General features: G+C 43.4%; 15 protein-coding genes and 3 tRNA genes. 1 reads left to right on the forward strand and 17 read right to left on the reverse strand.

The window, feature by feature from the left end:
- Nucleotides 1–6 precede the first annotated feature (6 nt).
- From NQ544_RS01575 to NQ544_RS01630, 12 genes are all read right to left on the reverse strand, one after another.
- Nucleotides 7–1,026, reverse strand: a complete 1,020-nt coding sequence (locus NQ544_RS01575; RefSeq protein WP_006846264.1) for an FAD:protein FMN transferase — start codon at nt 1,024–1,026, stop codon at nt 7–9.
- Nucleotides 1,027–1,047: 21 nt separating this feature from the next.
- Nucleotides 1,048–1,743, reverse strand: coding sequence for a DUF6048 family protein (locus NQ544_RS01580; protein ID WP_366519881.1), 696 nt, complete (start codon nt 1,741–1,743; stop codon nt 1,048–1,050).
- Nucleotides 1,694–2,173 carry a DUF6452 family protein gene (locus NQ544_RS01585; RefSeq protein ID WP_006846266.1) on the reverse strand — a complete coding sequence of 160 codons (480 nt, stop codon included), beginning with the start codon at nt 2,171–2,173 and terminating at the stop codon, nt 1,694–1,696. Before NQ544_RS01585 ends, NQ544_RS01580 begins: the two co-directional genes overlap by 50 nt.
- Nucleotides 2,161–3,132 (reverse strand): glycosyltransferase family 2 protein, encoded by a 972-nt coding sequence (locus NQ544_RS01590; RefSeq protein WP_006846267.1) that lies wholly within the window; start codon nt 3,130–3,132, stop codon nt 2,161–2,163. Before NQ544_RS01590 ends, NQ544_RS01585 begins: the two co-directional genes overlap by 13 nt.
- 35 nt (nt 3,133–3,167) lie before the next feature.
- Nucleotides 3,168–3,782: a DUF4199 domain-containing protein gene (locus NQ544_RS01595; RefSeq protein WP_006846268.1), complete on the reverse strand. Its 615-nt coding sequence runs from the start codon at nt 3,780–3,782 to the stop codon at nt 3,168–3,170.
- A 208-nt stretch (nt 3,783–3,990) separates the two neighbouring features.
- Nucleotides 3,991–4,064 (reverse strand) — tRNA-Thr (locus tag NQ544_RS01600).
- Nucleotides 4,065–4,256: 192 nt separating this feature from the next.
- Nucleotides 4,257–6,830, reverse strand: a complete 2,574-nt coding sequence (locus tag NQ544_RS01605; RefSeq protein ID WP_040552457.1) for an endonuclease MutS2 — start codon at nt 6,828–6,830, stop codon at nt 4,257–4,259.
- A 107-nt stretch (nt 6,831–6,937) separates the two neighbouring features.
- Nucleotides 6,938–7,618: a thiamine phosphate synthase gene (locus NQ544_RS01610; RefSeq protein WP_006846270.1), complete on the reverse strand. Its 681-nt coding sequence runs from the start codon at nt 7,616–7,618 to the stop codon at nt 6,938–6,940.
- 41 nt (nt 7,619–7,659) lie between these two features.
- Entirely contained in the window at nt 7,660–8,481 is an 822-nt protein-coding gene (gene thiD, locus NQ544_RS01615) for a bifunctional hydroxymethylpyrimidine kinase/phosphomethylpyrimidine kinase (RefSeq protein ID WP_006846271.1), read from the reverse strand.
- A gap of 8 nt (nt 8,482–8,489) precedes the next feature.
- Nucleotides 8,490–9,386 (reverse strand): radical SAM/SPASM domain-containing protein, encoded by an 897-nt coding sequence (locus NQ544_RS01620; protein WP_153134110.1) that lies wholly within the window; start codon nt 9,384–9,386, stop codon nt 8,490–8,492.
- 187 nt (nt 9,387–9,573) lie between these two features.
- Nucleotides 9,574–9,658 (reverse strand) — tRNA-Ser (locus tag NQ544_RS01625).
- Nucleotides 9,659–9,991: 333 nt separating this feature from the next.
- Nucleotides 9,992–10,867, reverse strand: coding sequence for an FAD-dependent thymidylate synthase (locus NQ544_RS01630; protein ID WP_040552459.1), 876 nt, complete (start codon nt 10,865–10,867; stop codon nt 9,992–9,994).
- A 111-nt stretch (nt 10,868–10,978) separates the two neighbouring features.
- Between NQ544_RS01630 and tsaA the strand changes: the two genes are divergently transcribed.
- Nucleotides 10,979–11,659, forward strand: a complete 681-nt coding sequence (gene tsaA, locus NQ544_RS01635; RefSeq protein ID WP_006846275.1) for a tRNA (N6-threonylcarbamoyladenosine(37)-N6)-methyltransferase TrmO — start codon at nt 10,979–10,981, stop codon at nt 11,657–11,659.
- Nucleotides 11,660–11,684: 25 nt separating this feature from the next.
- On the opposite strand, the gene NQ544_RS01640 is transcribed toward tsaA, so the two are convergent.
- The 5 genes from NQ544_RS01640 to lpxK all read right to left on the reverse strand — a co-directional run bounded on the left by NQ544_RS01640 (nt 11,685) and on the right by lpxK (nt 16,411).
- Complete coding sequence (locus NQ544_RS01640) at nt 11,685–13,088, reverse strand: glycoside hydrolase family 28 protein (RefSeq protein WP_006846276.1); 1,404 nt, start codon at nt 13,086–13,088, stop codon at nt 11,685–11,687.
- A gap of 133 nt (nt 13,089–13,221) precedes the next feature.
- Nucleotides 13,222–13,294: transfer RNA gene (locus NQ544_RS01645), tRNA-Phe, on the reverse strand.
- A gap of 111 nt (nt 13,295–13,405) precedes the next feature.
- Nucleotides 13,406–14,518 carry a thiamine-phosphate kinase gene (gene thiL / locus NQ544_RS01650; protein ID WP_040552461.1) on the reverse strand — a complete coding sequence of 371 codons (1,113 nt, stop codon included), beginning with the start codon at nt 14,516–14,518 and terminating at the stop codon, nt 13,406–13,408.
- A 23-nt stretch (nt 14,519–14,541) separates the two neighbouring features.
- The gene (locus tag NQ544_RS01655; protein WP_082231209.1) at nt 14,542–15,351 is read right to left on the reverse strand and encodes a purine-nucleoside phosphorylase; all 810 of its coding nucleotides are present in this window, start codon (nt 15,349–15,351) and stop codon (nt 14,542–14,544) included.
- Nucleotides 15,236–16,411 carry a tetraacyldisaccharide 4'-kinase gene (gene lpxK, locus NQ544_RS01660; RefSeq protein WP_006846279.1) on the reverse strand — a complete coding sequence of 392 codons (1,176 nt, stop codon included), beginning with the start codon at nt 16,409–16,411 and terminating at the stop codon, nt 15,236–15,238. The genes NQ544_RS01655 and lpxK overlap by 116 nt, the downstream gene beginning before the upstream one ends.
- Nucleotides 16,412–16,425: the final 14 nt, after the last annotated feature.

Genomic DNA, 16,425 nt, shown 5'->3' on the forward strand with positions numbered 1-16,425 from the left:
GTAAGTTTATTTATTTAATATCTTGTTTTTGAGAGATGGTGAATACCATATCTTGTTTTGTCCTTTCTCGTCAGCATAGATGAGATATGCACAGAGGTCCGGATGCTTTTTCAGAATCTGTTTTGCGCCCTCCATTCCCATTACCATAAACGAGGTAGCATAGGCATCGGCTGTAGCACAGTTCTTGGCTAAAACCGTTGCTGATAAGATGTTATGCTGTACAGGATAGCCTGTCTTGGGGTCTATGGTATGTGCATACTTCTTGCCGTTTTTATAATAGAAGTTTCTGTAGTTACCACTCGTAGCCATGGCGATGTCGGTAATATCAAGTACATCCTGAATTTCCTGACTCGTATTGGTAGAATCGTCAGTTGGCTTGTTGATACCAATATGCCAAGGCACTTGTTTCTCGCTAACACCGTTTACTACAATTTCTCCACCAATCTCAACCATAAAGTTGCTGATACCTTTCTTTTTCAGGAATCTGGCAACAATGTCGCTGCCATATCCTTTGGCGATAGCAGAACAGTCAAGCATAATCTTAGGATTTTGCTTGATGATGCGTCCCTTTTCCAGGGCTACTTTCTCATAACCAACCAGCGTTTTGATACTGTCTATCTTGGATTTCGTAGGAGGTACCCCCTGCTTGAATCCAAAGCCCCAGAGGTTTACCATTGGGGCAACCGTGATATCAAAGGCTCCATTGGTTTCTTTTGAGATGCTTTCTGCCATGCGGAATACTTCGGTAAACATTTCGTCTACCTCAATATCTTTACCTTGGTTTACCTGTGTGATGACAGAGGTCTTATTGAAAGGAGACAAGGATTGGTCTACCTTCTTGAGTTCTGTTTCTATCTCTTGCTGGTAGTTGGTATCACTCTGATAGGTAATGTGATAGATGGTGCCAAAGATAAAGCCGGTATCTTTCTGATAGGGCGTATTATGCTGCTGACGTATGATAACGATGGTACCAATGATAAGTATCAACAGAAATGGAATTTGCCAGATAAGTTTCTTTTTTTTCATTCTTTACACATTATGAAGTCTTTAAATCTCTAGGGTTACATTGAATGTTCCGCCAAGGCGTGAACCTCCCTGCTTACCGTAGCCTGGCACATACCAGGTGTTGCCTAATTCTCCATTGTTCTTGAAGAGGCGGCGTTTGTATCTGAAACTCCAACCCATACGGACGGGACCCCAGATTTTGGCATCAATACCTATTACGCCTTCCAGCCAATGATAGTTGCAGGAAATGCCATTGCCTCCATAGGGCGTTTCGCCGCCCCATACTGGGTCTGTAACGGGTGGGGCGCTCAGGTCATATTCATAATAGGTGCAGGCATAACGGAAACCGCCAAACAGACGGTAGTCGTCGTGTTTGTTCTTCAGAAGATTCCAGTCTACACCTAATCTGAAATAGGGAGCGCTGGTCTTGTAGGTGATTTGGGTTGCCTCATCGCTGGCATCTGCCTTTCCATAACCCAATTCGAAAACAGGATAATACTTGTCTTTCAGATTGATACGGAGAGATGCTTCGTACTGCCCATAGTCGCTAACCATCAACTGTACGGGACCTATCAGGTCAACTCCCACAGCCATACCTCTAAAAAAAGGTATGGTATCAGGCTGCTGCTCTATGATCTTCTTCTTGCTTTGGGCCTGACAGGGGAGAACAGAAAATAGGGATAGCATACTAGTTGCGGCTGCCAAAATATATGTAGAAATGTGCTTTGGATGCATCATAATTTACCTCTTTTTGATTGATGACTATTGAGTCAATATAATTGTGAGTAGTCTTAACATCGGTTATCGTATGGAAGAACGATGGACTGCAGTCTACCGACTCAAAATGAGAGCGGTTTACCTTTGATACAGTCACGGTGTCCTTGAATACTTGCTTCGATAGGGTATGTATCTCGAAAAACAATACGTCTTCATCCAGGCTGTAACTCATAGGCAGACTGAAACTGTCTACGTTTACATCCTTATTGATCAGCACACTATCTGTTCCTTCTATCTTTTTCGTAGAAACCGTTAGCGTGTCTTTTAGCGTTTTATTGTCGCCCATCAACTTGTATTTGGTATATACAGTATTGTTGAGTGGGCAGTCGAGAGATGTACATCCCATCATGGCTAGAACCATGAAAACGACGAAAGGTATTATTTTCCGCATCTTATTTCTTTTTCTATTTGATAATCGTTACGGTTTGGGTTCTGGCGGCTGATAAGGTCGCCCAGGAATCCGGCAAGGAACAGCTGGCTACCCAAAACCATCGCTACAAGAGCAATGAAGAAGTAAGGTGAATCGGTAATGAGATGTCCGTAGATGCCGTTGTGCAGGTCGATGGTCTTGTCTATACCTAAGCCGATGAGCGATAGGAAGGCTATGAAGAATACGACGCTACCCAGGAAGCCGAATACGTGCATTGGCTTTTTGCCAAAATTGCTCAGGAACCAGAGAGTCATCAGGTCAAGATAACCATTTACAAAGCGGTTCCATCCCATAAACTTTGATTTGCCGAACTTTCTTGCCTGATGATGAACAGGCTTTTCGCCTATCTTGGCAAAACCTGCATTCTTGGCTAGATATGGGATGTAACGGTGCATCTCACCATATACCTCGATATTCTTAACTACGTCGAGGCGATAAGCCTTCAGACCGCAGTTGAAGTCGTGCAGATTGTGTATGCCGCTTACTTTGCGTGCAGTAGCATTGAAGAGTTTGGTAGGGATGGTCTTGCTCAGAGGATCTCCTTCTTTACGGTTCTGCTTGTAACCTGACACGAGGTCGTATCCCTCTTTCATAATCATCTGGTAGAGTCCCGGAATCTCGTCTGGAGAATCCTGTAGATCGGCATCCATGGTGATGACAACATCGCCCTGTGCTTCTTTGAAACCACAGAAGAGTGCTGGGCTCTTTCCATAGTTTCTGCGGAATTTGATACCCTTCACTTGCTCGTTCTTCTCAGCAAGTTCTTCTATGACGTTCCATGAACGGTCGGTAGAACCGTCGTTCACAAAGATGACTTCATAAGTAAAATCGTTTGAGTCCATTACTCGCTTTATCCAGGCGAAGAGCTCTGGTAACGACTCTTCCTCATTGAAAAGAGGAATTATTACTGAAATATCCATTATCTTGTATTTATCTGTTTGTTTCTTATTTATTGTTATTTTGTATGCTGTTGTTTATCCTTCTTTGCCATTACAGCAGCAATAATCGGGCTGAGTACAGCACCTGCTACCAGGTCGGTAATCATAAACATCGAAGCCCAGGCTATCGGTTTCATCATACTGACAGCATCAAGAAGGGCTTTAGATTCCCCTGCAGTTAACTGATACGCTTGTGCTACAATCTGATAGTTGGTTTGCAGTTGGTTCATGAATAGACCCGTATCCATAAAACGGAACCAAAGATATTGCACAAGGGTAAGCAGAAGGGTTGCATTGAAGAATGTCTGGATGCAATAGTAGAATGCATGACGGAAAGAGATATGTCCGTCTCTTGCATAGTCACGGAATGCCTTCAGTCGCTTGGCCACAACAAATGGGGTTGCTATGATGAGAATGTTGGAAATGAATCCCAGCATCTGGTATTGCGGGTCTACTGCCAGCATGGTACATACGAAACTGACAATCCAGACAGCTCCGAGGATGGCACCATCTTGCCGGGCGAATGCTTTGGTTTGTCTTATCTTGCCTGTGTCGATGATAATCGTTTTAACCTTATGCATTTGCTGGCTTGTTTTCTTTTCTTCCTGATTCTCGTTATTTTCTGTATTCATTGTTTTTATTGTATTTCTACGGATGTAACATATCAATTTGCAAAAATACAACTTTTTTATTATATAAGGTGTAAAGGGTGGAAATATTTATATATAATTAAAGATAAATCCTCGTGAAATAGAGGTTTCACCTGTCATGTTATGAAATATAGAAGTAAAATGTATGTAAATAAAAAAAAGGAACCTTCCAAAAGAAGATTCCTTTTTGAGCCTCTTGTCGGATTCGAACCAACGACCCCGAGATTACAAATCACGTGCTCTGGCCAACTGAGCTAAAGAGGCGGGTGGACAAGCGATTCATATCGCACCGCTACAACCAAGTACCCTTGCTATGTTCCCATCCTGGGGGATTCCGAGGGAGCTGGTCGTATGAGACTTGTCCGTCTCAATTTTTAAGCGGGTGCAAAGGTACGGTTTTTCTTTGAACCTGCCAAATGTTTTGCCGAAAAACTTCAGTTGTTTAACGTTTGTTTGCTAAAAATCAACTACCGTAATGCCTGATCCGCCAAATTGTACGTGTTCATCTGCATAATGGGTCACATTAGGCACACTACTCAGATATTGGCGAATGAGCTGTCTTAGGATGCCATTTCCCTTTCCGTGAAGGATTCTGACTCTTGGCATTCCTACCAGGATAGCATCATCGATGAAGTATTGTACCGCATTAAGTGCTTCATCGCCTCGCATTCCGCGAACGTCCAGATCCTGGTGAAAGTTGGATTTATGTGAGTCAATGGTCTTTCTGGTTTCCTTACTGATACCGTATGAAGCCAGATTTTCCTTGCGCTCTTCTGTCTTGTCTGCATTTTCAACAGGAGTTGTGGCATGCTCCAGACGGTTCAGGCGCATCTTGGTTCTCATTCCTCCAAATACGGCAGTTGCTGTATCTCCAGTAATGTTTTCTACCTTTCCGATTGTAGTCAGTCCCTTGATGCGCACCGTATCGCCAATCTGAATATCACGTTTACTATCTGCTTGAGTCTTGTTCTGTGCATTCCTCAGTGCTGCTGCAGCCTTTTCCTGATTCTCTTTCTTTTCTGCCTGGCGCTTGGCATGGCGCTCTTTGCGTTGTTGAATCTGGGCTATCTTGCGGGCAATTTTGTCATCGGTCTCCTTGGTATCAATTTCCTGAACCTCTTGCTTGAAGGCATCAAGTTCCTGACGGATACGGCGGGTTTCTTCTTTTTCAGCCTGGCTTTCTTTGATTTCCCGGATGGCGTTTTCGATTCTCTTGTTACTTTCTTTCAGAAGTTCTGCGGCTTCTTCTTTTGCCTTTTTGAGAATTGCCTTTCTGCTTCGCTCAATATCCTCTATGTCGTTTTCGTACTTGGAGATTGTTTTCTCCATGTCTTTTTCACGCTGGTGGATATTCTGGCGTTTGTTTTCCCAATATCGCTTGTCACGAACTATATCCTGAAGATACTTGTCGCTTTGAATGTATTCAGAACCAACGATATCTGATGCTTCCTTGATTACTTCTTCGGGTAATCCTATCTTTCTTGCAATTTCGATAGCGAAAGAAGAACCTGGTCTGCCTATAGCTAATTGGAAGAGGGCTTTCATCTCATGGCGGTCGTAGAGCATGGCGCCGTTAACCACTCCATCATGGCTGTCGGCAAAATGCTTCAGGTTCTGATAGTGGGTGGTAATCACACCATAAGCTTTTTGCTTGCAGAACTTGTCGAGTACAGCTTCGGCGATAGCACCACCTATGCCTGGCTCTGTACCTGTACCAAACTCATCTATCAGAATGATGGTCTCGCCATTGGCTGCCTTCATCATATTCTTCATGTTCAGAAGATGAGATGAGTAGGTACTCAAGTCGTTCTCTAAACTCTGTTCGTCACCGATATCAATCATGATGTTTTGGAAAACACCTGTCTTTGAACGCTCACTTACAGGAATGCTCAAACCGCATTGCAGCATATACTGTAATAATCCGACGGTTTTCAGACAGACAGATTTGCCGCCTGCATTTGGACCGGAGATGATAAGAATGCGTTTGTCCTGTGTAAGCATGATATCCAACGGAACTACTTTCTCGTTTTTTTTCTGTAGAGATAGCTGCAATAATGGGTGTATCGCACGGGTCCAGTCTATGTGTGGGTGGTCTTCTACCTCGGGTTCTATGGCTTTGAAGATATCAGCCAGTTTTTGCTTGGCTTGTATCAGGTCAATGATGGCAAGGAAACGGTAACTGTCCAGAATTTCCTTGGAGTATGGGCGTACCTTGTTGGTAAAGTCGGTGAGGATGCGAATGATTTCCTTTCTCTCTTCACCCTCCAGTTCACGTACACGGTTGTTCGCCTCTACCACCTCGGTAGGTTCTATAAAGACTGTTTTACCTGTGGCACTCTCATCGTGTACGATACCTTTGATTTTGCGCTTCAGAGTAGGGATGACGGGAATAACCAGTCTGCCGTCACGCAGGGTAGGGGTAACATCTTTTTCTACGATGCCTTCACTTTGTGCCGAGCGCAATATACTATATAAGGTACGTGAGATGCTGCCCTCTGTCTTTGCCAGTTCTCTGCGAATCTGAAGAAGTTCAGGGGTTGCATTATCTCTTATCTTGCCGAATTTGTCAAGTATCTGGTCGATGCGCTGAATCAGTTGTGGAAAAGTAACTACATCTTGCGAAAGGCGATGTAGGGCTGGGTAGGGATACTTTTTTTCTCTTTTCCATCCGTCTTCCGGCTCGTCATCGTCATCGCTGTGATTCAGTATCTTTACCATATCGGCTATGGTAGATAGTGAACGTCGTAAGTCAAACAGCTCGTCCTCCTCCAGGTGACTGTTTTCTACACGGATACGGAGGATGCTCTCCCTTACATCATAGAAATATTGTAGGGGAAAGTCTTCTACTTCCTCCATCAGTCTGCGGAACTCACGCACCTGCATGAGCCATTCGTTAACTTGTTCTGCATCGCTGCTGAATGCCATCTTGTCTACCTGTTCCTTTCCGAGTGGAGAGAGGCATCTTTCGCGCAGCATCTTGCGGATTTCATAGAATCCTATCTTATTTTCAAAATTATCTGGATATATCATGGGTGCAAAGGTAGTGCAAATCGAAGACAATACAAAATAAAAAAGCATTTTTTTTATTTTTATTGTGGAGATTCGGTCTGTCTTATTAGAAAGTAGTGTATTTTCCTCTACCAAATGTTTGAACTGTTAAGCGTATTCTTGGCATTTCCGGGTGTAAGTTTCTGCTTAATTACGGCAAGATATTCCGTCCATTTTGCATCTGTTCTTCTGTTCCAGACGTCGCCTAAGAATGCAGCTCCGCCAAAGTTCCATGCTCTCAATTGTGGAATATATTCAGGGGTGACACCTCCCAATGCAACTACTCGCTCATTGATGATTCCATTGATGCCTGCTTCCTCTAAGTCTTTGTTAGAGAAGGAATGCTTGTAGCCCTTCTTTGAAATGCTGTCAAAGATTGGACTGAGGAAAACATAATGGCAGGCAGGTTTGAGAATCGCGCTCTTTTCGTCTTTGTTCTTGGATGATATAGTCTGGAGAGCTTGTTCTACTTCCTTAAAACTATGGCAGGATTGTGAGATGCTTCCTTGAAAGCCTTCTGGAATCTCGTGGTTTCTTCTGTTAAGATGAATACCATGAAGATGAAATTCCTGGCAAAGTTCGAAGTGATCGTGTACTACGATCTTTTTATGCCATTTCTTGTCGATTTCCTGTATCAGTCGCTTACACTCCTCTATATTTGATTCTGGTTTGCGCAGATGTAGCAGGTCTATACCAGCTTTAAAGAGTTGGTTGATATAGTTTGATTCATTCTCTATAAAATCGGGCAGAGTGATTACTATCCATTTCATATTCGTTGTGATTTTATTTGTTTATATAAAGGCGTTGGCTGTTATTTGATAAACAGTGCCTTGGGTTCATAGAAATGATTCACCGGACCATGACCTTTTCCTATCTGTACATCTTTTCCTGCCAGAATTGCGCCTGAAAGATAGGTCTTTGCCATGGCGATAGCTGTATTCATGTCCATTTCTCTTGCCAGATAAGAAGTGATGGCTGAGGATAGGGTACAACCTGTACCGTGGGTATTGCGTGTGTTTACGCTAAGGCCTCGATAACTGGTAATAGGTTTTCCGTCTTCGAAGAGGTAATCAATCTTTTCTGCTCCCTGGAAATGGCCGCCTTTGATGAGTACATATTTACAGCCTAACTTACTGATGGCTAAAGCTGCGTTCTGGATGTCTTCCTTATTCTGTATCTTCATTCCTGCCAGTATCTCTGCTTCCGGGATGTTAGGTGTTAGCAGGGTAGCTAGTGGTAATAACTCTTGTATGAAAATGCTGAGAGCGTCCTCCTGCATGAGTCTGCAACCACTGGTGGAAACCATCACAGGGTCAATGATGAGGTGCTGGTATTTCCCTTGGTATCTTTTCAGGGCTTCAGCAATAGCCTGGATAGTGGTACGGTCGTTAACCATACCTACTTTGATGGCATCAGGGTGGATGTCGTCCATCACTGCTTCTATCTGGCCCTTTACAATTTCGGGGTTGATGTCTTGGATGGCATAAACTCCCAGGGTGTTCTGTACGGTAATAGCTGTAATGGCCGATGCGGCATATACGCCTAGTGCTGACATTGTCTTGATGTCAGCTTGTACGCCGGCTCCTCCGCAACTGTCTGAGCCAGCTATTGTCATTGCTGTATAATATTTCATAATTCCTATTAACTTCTTGCTTTTCCTCTAAAACTGTTTCTTACCAGGGCTGATTCACAGGTCTCACAGAGATGTTCTGTGGCTTGATGGTGCTTGAAACCTTCTATCATGGCTTGGGCACGGGGTGAAGCCAGAATTTCTTCCAGCGATTGTTCAAGCAGGTTCCCAAGTGCTACATCTCCGTTGTGGTCCAAACAGCAGGGTACCAATGTTCCGTCTGCCAATACGCCTATCTGTTTGAGTAGGGCTTTACAGAAAACTTCTCTTTTTTCTTCTCTGATACCTGATTTCTGATTTCCTTTTATCATTTCCTTTTCTTCGATATGGTTATCAAAGTTGGGCCATTCGAATTTTCTGTCAAACTCCAGATAGAGATTATTGGCAAGTCTGTAACCGTCAGGTCGTTCTTTCCAGGGTTTGGGAACAAATTTTTCGATGTGCCCCATTACTTCCTCATTTTCCAGGTCTTTTCCTCCTTGGTTCCAAAGTCTGAGAACTATGCAGGTTCCTTTCTCTGCTGCTTGGGTTGAAAAAGTCATCACCTCGTTCATGTAACTGGCAAGCTCTCCCTTGGCATTACTCTCGTGTGAGTGGAGCGAAAGCTGTATTTTGTGGGGAAGTGTGTCAAGGAGATCCATAGCTTTGGGTAGCAGAGTGCCGTTGGATGTAAGTACGGTTTTGAAACCTTTCTCTCTTGCCATATTGATAAACTCGGGTAGAAGAGGGTGTAGTAGGGGTTCGCCCATAATGTGGAAATATAGGAAACAGACCTTCCCGCGTATCTTGTCGGTGAGCAGGTCGAATTCCTCAGCACTCAACTGTCTTTTCTTCCTTGTATGTTTTGGACAGAAGTGGCAGTTGAGATTACATGTATTGGTGATTTCTATGTAACAGCGATCTATCATTGTCTTGTCTTTTCTTGCATATAGCTTACTTTTTAGCAAAGTTACATGTTTTCTTTGATATGACCAAATAATATAGCATAATTTTGCATTTGAAGTCTTCTTGTCATGGATAGTGAATGAATATGAAGGAAATATACAAATACGGAAATAAAAAAAGCCTTCTGAAATTTCTTTCAGAAGGCTTTTGCGGAGAGAGAGGGATTCGAACCCCCGGTACCTCTCGGTACGACGGTTTTCAAGACCGTTGTAATCGACCACTCTACCATCTCTCCATTGTTTTAGTCTGGATGACTATAGCTTGGTTTTCTTAAGCGGTTGCAAAGGTACTACTAATTTCTGGTTCCACCAAATTTTTTGCCAACTTTTTTTCATTTTTCTTCAAAAAAATGCGTTTTGGGGGCTAATAAGTGGCAAAATCGGCAAAAAATAGAGAGGTAAGGCTGAAAAAGACAATAAAAAAGGGCTACCGCCGTAGCCCCAACCTTGATAACCTTAAATCTAATACTATGAAAAACACACTGCAAAAATACAAAATATATCTATTCGTTATGTCAAAAGAATAGAAAATCTGTATTTTGAAAGGGCGATTTAATATTTTTTAAACCTTAGAGGTAACCTTTCTGCTTAAACTCTTCCATCAGTGGCAAGGCTAAAATCTTGGCATCAGGATGTGGTGCACCGGTAGTACCTAATGCGCGAAGGTCGAAGAAATGTTTCCAGTCACTCACGAAAGCGGTATGAACCAGTTCTGTGTTGCAGTCCAATGGTAGGATGGCTCGTGCTTCCTGTGGTTTGCAACCTGCCTCTATCAGTTTCATGTAGGCATATTCGGCAGCCTGATTGGCGAATATCCAAGTTGTGAGTTTACTCCATTCTGCAGTTCTTCCTTCTGCAATGTCAGCACACATATCTTCTATTCGGTAGTCGCTGGGATCTTGTGAACCATCGAAGCCTTCTGCTTCTACCCATGTAGGCAGGTTGATGGTAATCTCGTTATCAAACTTATTCTTCGAATAGTTGCAGTATCGGGTACTCTGCTCTGCCATAGAGTTGGCACGATGACGGTTATATTCTCGGGTTATGGAAATCTGAGTAGTAAAATGAACGGTAATACGGAGTTCGTGCTTACCTTCTTCATAGTTGCTGAGGTACTTCAGGTTGTCCATCGCCTTGTTTTCTGCCAATACTCGGAGATTGGTTGTAATATAGTCTTTGCCGTCTAAAGTTTTCAGACGTGAGAACTTGTTGTGGGTATAAAGCGGCAACTCTCCATGTTTGCATACCAGATACACGGTTCCATGTTCCAGCATGGCAAAGTGTTCACTCTGCACCATCCGATCCACGAAAGGTTTGGCAGAATTCACAGTGGTATTATTCTCACTTTTATAGCATACTCTTCCTGCTCGTTCTATCTGCTGGTAGATACCGAGTTCACCTGGTTTCTGTAACCAGATTTCATACGATGGTCTTTGTATTTTCATTTCTTTTTGTTTTTTATTCTGTCTGCAAAGGTACATTATTTTGTGCATATGGCAAAATAAATCATGGCTTTTTTCGTCTTATATATAATTAAGGTGTAATAATTAGTAAATATGGAGATAAAACCAATAGCATATTTTCGTTCTCCCTTCAGTAGCAAGTTTGGCATACCCAAACAGGCTGGATTGGTAGCTGAACTGGAAGGACAGATTGTTTTTGAACCCGAATTTCGTAACCCTGATGCGCTGCGTGGCATGGAGGGCTTTGATTATCTTTGGCTGATTTGGGAATTTTCTGCCAATAGGCACAAAGCGCACAGTCCGGTTGTTCGTCCTCCTGTGTTGGGAGGCAATGAGAAAGTGGGTGTCTTTGCCACTCGAAGTCCTTTCCGTCCCAATAATATAGGTCTTTCATCGGTAAAAATTTCTCATATCGAATGGGAGACTCCTCATGGTCCTGTCATTCATGTTAAGGGAGCTGATCTTATGGACAAGACACCGATATTTGACATCAAGCCGTATGTGGTGTATGCTGATTCTCATCCTGGGGCAAGGAGCGGTTTTGTTGATGACCGCAAATGGCAGAAACTTGATGTAGAGATTTCTGAAGATGTAGACAGGCATCTGCGTCTGCAGGGATTGAATGCAGAAAAGATTGAAATATTGAAAGAGGTACTTGCCCAAGATCCCCGTCCGCATTACCAGAAAGACCCTCATAAGGTCTATGGAATGCCATATGAGGGTCTTGATATTCATTTCACGGTTTGCGATCATACGCTTACTGTTGTCAAGTAGATTTCTTGAATGTTGAGTAGAAAATTTACTTTGCGAAACTTTCAAAACGTACGTTTTCCAACAGAATTTTGCAGACAGCATCGATATTCTTGGCTTCCTTGGTGTAGAAGATATTGGAGTTCTTGATGGTGATATCGTGTACCATACCTTCTGCACCATGTGCTTCAATACCTGTTTCGCAACCTCGTACGTAGATGTTGCTCATGTGGATATCCTGAAAGTTTGGCAGGAATTCCTGCTTTACGGGAGTTGTCTGCTTCTGGGCACCTACATGGTTGTCAAAATAAGTGGTCTCAAAGGTGATGGCTGCATCCTTGATATCGGTCATGTAGATATGGTCGATATAGATGTTCTCTGATGTTCCACCTCTCTTCACTGCACTTTTAAAGCGTAAACCGGTATCTGTTCCCTGGAAAGTATTGTTGCGAACAACAATATTCTTCATGCCGCCAGAGAACTCGCTGCCGATAACAAAACCTCCATGGGCATGGTATACGGTGTTGTCCTGGATATTGATGTTTTCACAAGGACCTGCTGCCACACCTGCTGCGCCTGCGCCACCCTTCATGCAGATACCATCATCACCAGCATCTATCACATTGTTTACGATGAGTACATCCTTACAGCTGGAGATATCAATCGCATCACCGTTCTGGGCATTCCAAGGACATTTTACGGTGATTCCGTCGATAATCACATTCTTGCATCGGGTAGGGATGATATGGAATTTAGGACTATTCAGAAGTGTAACTCCCTGTACGAGCACATTCTCGCAACTGGTGAATCTGATCATGTGTGTTCGGTTTTTCTCCTGTTCGTCCATATTCTCAGCCACATTAGGTTTGTGCTTCAGGTTGAAAGGATACCAGATGTCACCCTTCTCATTTAGTGTTCCGCCCATAGTCTGGAATTCTTTCCATTCTACGTCACTAACCTTACTGCGCTTTACCGGTCTCCACCATTCTCCGTTTCCGTCAATGGTGCCCTCGCCTGTGATAGAAATATTTTTTCTCTTGCTGGCATTGATGGCTGGAGTAGCACGGCTTTCTTTCTTTCCTGTGGTCTTGTCTATCTTGAAATGATCATTCTTGTCTTCAGAAAGAACGATGATGGCATTCTTTTCCAGATGCAGGTCAATATTGTCCTTCAGTGAGATGAGACCGGTGAGGTAGATACCTGCAGGCACATTAAGATGACCGCCGCCCATCTTGTTCAGTTTGCTGATGGCTTTGGCAAATGCCTGGGTATTCATGGTGAGTCCGTCACCATTACCGCCATATTCCAAGATACTGACATGATTGGCTGGGATGCTAGGCAATGTAGGTTGCTGCATCTGAACTGGTAAGTTCTGATAATACTTACTGTAATCTTTGGCATTGGCTGTCACAAATGAGAAACAGATCAATAAAGCTATTAAAATCTTCTTCATAAGCTTTTTAAGTTTAGTTTGTTTAATAAATTCTATACTTTGTCTTGTTTGTAATATCTGTTACCTTAAGGTGTGGATATAAAAAAAGACGGCCCTAACCACAGTTAGTAACCGCCTTTTATGAAAGGAGGAGTGGTACCACCAGGAATCGAACCGGGGACACAAGGATTTTCAGTCCTTTGCTCTACCAACTGAGCTATGGCACCATCTTGCTTTTTGCGGTTGCAAAGGTACAATAAATATTTTAATTGAGCAAGAGAAAACGAAATATTTTCTCTTGCTTAATGTTTATTAACTAAATATCCCCTTGCTTGAAATTAATCTTTCAGCGGATTCCAACCTTGTGCTTTCAGTTCAAATTCCTGTCCGTCTCTGGTAATGAGGAACTTGCCCAGATTTTCTTTGGTGATGTAGCCAATCTGCCTTACACCCTCCATAGTCTCAATCTTCTCGTGGTCACCGATAGGTACGGTAAAGAGAAGTTCATAATCTTCGCCACCATTCATAGCACAGGTGGTAAGGTTCATATTGAATTCTTCTGCCTGCACGGCTGTCTGGTAGTCGATAGGTATGTTCTTCTCATATACTCTGCATCCGCAATGACTCTGTTCGCAGATATGCATCAATTCACTGCTCAGACCATCGCTCACATCCATCATGGCGGTAGGACGGATACCTGCCTCACGCAGTTGTGCTATCACATCTCCGCGTGCCTCAGGCTGCAGTTGTCTTTCCAGGAGATATTCCTTGCCGGCGAAATCTGGCTGGAAGTTGCGCATATTCTCTAAGTCTCTGTTCAGAAGAGCCAGTTTCTCGTTATCACCATTTGCTTTAGCCTCAGCCATCTTCTTTCGAATATCTTCTATCTGTCCGTAGTATACAGCCTTTTCGCGTTCCAGCAGTTGAAGTCCCATATAGGCACCGCCCAAGTCGCCCGACACACAGATCAGGTCTGTTTCCTTGGCTCCGTTGCGGTATACGATTTCTTCTTTTGCTGCTTCTCCGATACAAGTAATACTGATGGCTAAACCGGTGAGAGAAGAGGTAGTATCACCTCCCACAATATCTACTCCCCATTTGTCGCATGCCATTCGAAGACCCTTATAGAATTCATCAATGTCTTCTACTTTGAATCGTTTACTCAATGCTATGCTTACCACCATCTGACGTGGGGTTCCGTTCATAGCAAAGATATCACTGATGTTTACCATTGCACTCTTGTAACCCAAGTGAACCATGTCAATATAGGTAAGGTCGAAATGTACGCCCTCCATCAGCATATCTGTAGTCATGAGCACCTCCTTGTCTGGATAATGCATCACGGCACAATCGTCGCCTACACCATAAACTGTAGACTCGTTTTTCTTTTCATAACCTTTGGTGAGATGGTTTATAAGACCGAATTCACCTAACTTTGAGATATCCAAAATAAATAATAGTTTATAATTTATACTTAAGATCTGCGGATGATTTCTCGCATAATCTCTGTCATCTTAGGCTGTGCGGCATTGGCTGCAATCTGCACCTCCTCATGACTGACTTCTACAGGTACATCGAAACCGCCAAGATCGGTGATGATGCTGATGCCGAAAACCTTGATTCCACAATGGCGGGCAACAATCACTTCAGGTACAGTACTCATACCTACAGCGTCACCACCCAATACACGATACATGCGATACTCTGCCGGTGTCTCGAAGGTAGGTCCCTGAACGCCAACATATACACCATGCTTTGCATCAATTCCCTTCTCCTTAGCGATATCGTCGGCAAGGTCGCGGAGTTTCTTGTCGTATGCTTCGTGCATATCCGGGAAACGTGGACCGGTAGGGAAGTTCTTTCCGCGCAATGGATGTTCTGGGAAGAAGTTGATGTGATCATCGATAATCATCAGGTCTCCAATCTGGAATTCCGGATTCATACCGCCCGAAGCATTGCTTACAAAGAGGGTTTCAATGCCCAACTCGTACATCACACGTTCTGGGAAGGTTACAGCCTTCATGTCATATCCTTCATAGTAATGGAATCTTCCTTCCATAGCCATGATGTCTTTACCTCCTAACTTACCGAAAATCAGTTTGCCTGCATGACCTTGAACGGTAGATACTGGGAAGTTTGGTATTTCACTATATGGAAATTCATAACTGTCAGTTATTTCTGAAGCTAATTGTCCGAGACCGGTTCCCAGTATGATTGCTGTCTTCGGACTTGTTGTCATCCTTTCTTTTAGCCAGGATGCTGTTTCTTGAATTTTTTCGTACATAGCTAATAATTTTGTCGTTAAAATTATCTTCTTGTTCCAGCATGAAACTAACCTTGATAGGCAGTTCGTATATGCTTTTCTTAACTATTTCATAGAGTCCCTCTGTCTCTTTTAGTCTCACGGCATCTTTCTCTGTCGTGATAATCAGACGGGGTTCTGGCATCTGTTCAAACGCCTCGTTGATGCGTGTGATGTCTTTATTCTTGAAGCGATGGTGATCACCGAAACTCAGCGACTGCATACTCTTGACCATTGGCTTCAGGTCGTGTTCCATCTGTTTAGGCGATGCGATACCAGTAACCAGCAGAGCATGGTAGTTTTTCAACTCCTCCTTGGCTATCTGCTGGTCTTCGAAAACACCCTTTGGCGTATCATAGTTGATGCAGGTGAAGTAGAGCTTCTGGAAAGGGTAAAGGTCCATAGCCTTGGTGAGTACTCGAAATTCCATTGGCTTCAGGTCCTTTGGACATTTAGTGATAATCACAATGTCTGCACGGTTCTTACCGCTTAGAGGTTCTCTCAGTCTTCCTGCTGGCAACATCTTGTCATAGATGATCAGACGGTGGTAATCTACCAGCAGAATGTTGATACCTGGCTTCACATAGCGATGCTGAAAGGCATCATCCAGTAATACTACATCTACATCCTTGGTCGGTTCTTCATTCTGTAACTTTTCGATTCCTCTCACACGCTTAGCGTCTACGGCTACATAGATATCGTCAAACTTGCTGTGCATCTGGAAGGGTTCATCGCCAATCTCTGACATTGTCGTATCTTTATCTGCCAGCACATAGCCACTGGTCTTTCTTTTGTAACCACGTGATAGCACAGCTATCTTTACCTTGTCGTGCAACAAGCGTATCAGATACTCCACATGGGGAGTCTTGCCCGATCCGCCCACCGTGATGTTACCCACAGAAATGACCGGGATTGAGAATGACTGACTCTTTTTCAGTCCGATATCGAAGAGCCAATTGCGAAATCTGACCATGCCGCCATAAATCCAACTCAGTGGTAGCAGCCAGTCGTTGATCTTGATAAGATCGCCTTCTGTTCTCATGTCTGTTTCCTTTC

Source organism: Segatella copri DSM 18205 (assembly GCF_025151535.1).
Lineage (GTDB): Bacteria > Bacteroidota > Bacteroidia > Bacteroidales > Bacteroidaceae > Prevotella > Prevotella copri.

Excerpts from the sequence above, each read along its gene's own strand:
- NQ544_RS01630 (WP_040552459.1), bottom strand. The coding sequence starts at position 10,867 with ATGAAAATACAAAGACCATCGTATGAAATCTGGTTACAGAAACCAGGT.
- NQ544_RS01585 (WP_006846266.1), bottom strand. The coding sequence starts at position 2,173 with ATGCGGAAAATAATACCTTTCGTCGTTTTCATGGTTCTAGCCATGATG.
- NQ544_RS01590 (WP_006846267.1), bottom strand. The coding sequence starts at position 3,132 with ATGGATATTTCAGTAATAATTCCTCTTTTCAATGAGGAAGAGTCGTTA.
- NQ544_RS01595 (WP_006846268.1), bottom strand. The coding sequence starts at position 3,782 with ATGAATACAGAAAATAACGAGAATCAGGAAGAAAAGAAAACAAGCCAG.
- NQ544_RS01605 (WP_040552457.1), bottom strand. The coding sequence starts at position 6,830 with ATGATATATCCAGATAATTTTGAAAATAAGATAGGATTCTATGAAATC.
- NQ544_RS01610 (WP_006846270.1), bottom strand. The coding sequence starts at position 7,618 with ATGAAATGGATAGTAATCACTCTGCCCGATTTTATAGAGAATGAATCA.
- lpxK (WP_006846279.1), bottom strand. The coding sequence starts at position 16,411 with ATGAGAACAGAAGGCGATCTTATCAAGATCAACGACTGGCTGCTACCA.
- tsaA (WP_006846275.1), top strand. The coding sequence starts at position 10,979 with ATGGAGATAAAACCAATAGCATATTTTCGTTCTCCCTTCAGTAGCAAG.
- NQ544_RS01620 (WP_153134110.1), bottom strand. The coding sequence starts at position 9,386 with ATGATAGATCGCTGTTACATAGAAATCACCAATACATGTAATCTCAAC.
- NQ544_RS01655 (WP_082231209.1), bottom strand. The coding sequence starts at position 15,351 with ATGTACGAAAAAATTCAAGAAACAGCATCCTGGCTAAAAGAAAGGATG.
- NQ544_RS01580 (WP_366519881.1), bottom strand. The coding sequence starts at position 1,743 with ATGATGCATCCAAAGCACATTTCTACATATATTTTGGCAGCCGCAACT.
- thiD (WP_006846271.1), bottom strand. The coding sequence starts at position 8,481 with ATGAAATATTATACAGCAATGACAATAGCTGGCTCAGACAGTTGCGGA.
- NQ544_RS01575 (WP_006846264.1), bottom strand. The coding sequence starts at position 1,026 with ATGAAAAAAAAGAAACTTATCTGGCAAATTCCATTTCTGTTGATACTT.
- NQ544_RS01640 (WP_006846276.1), bottom strand. The coding sequence starts at position 13,088 with ATGAAGAAGATTTTAATAGCTTTATTGATCTGTTTCTCATTTGTGACA.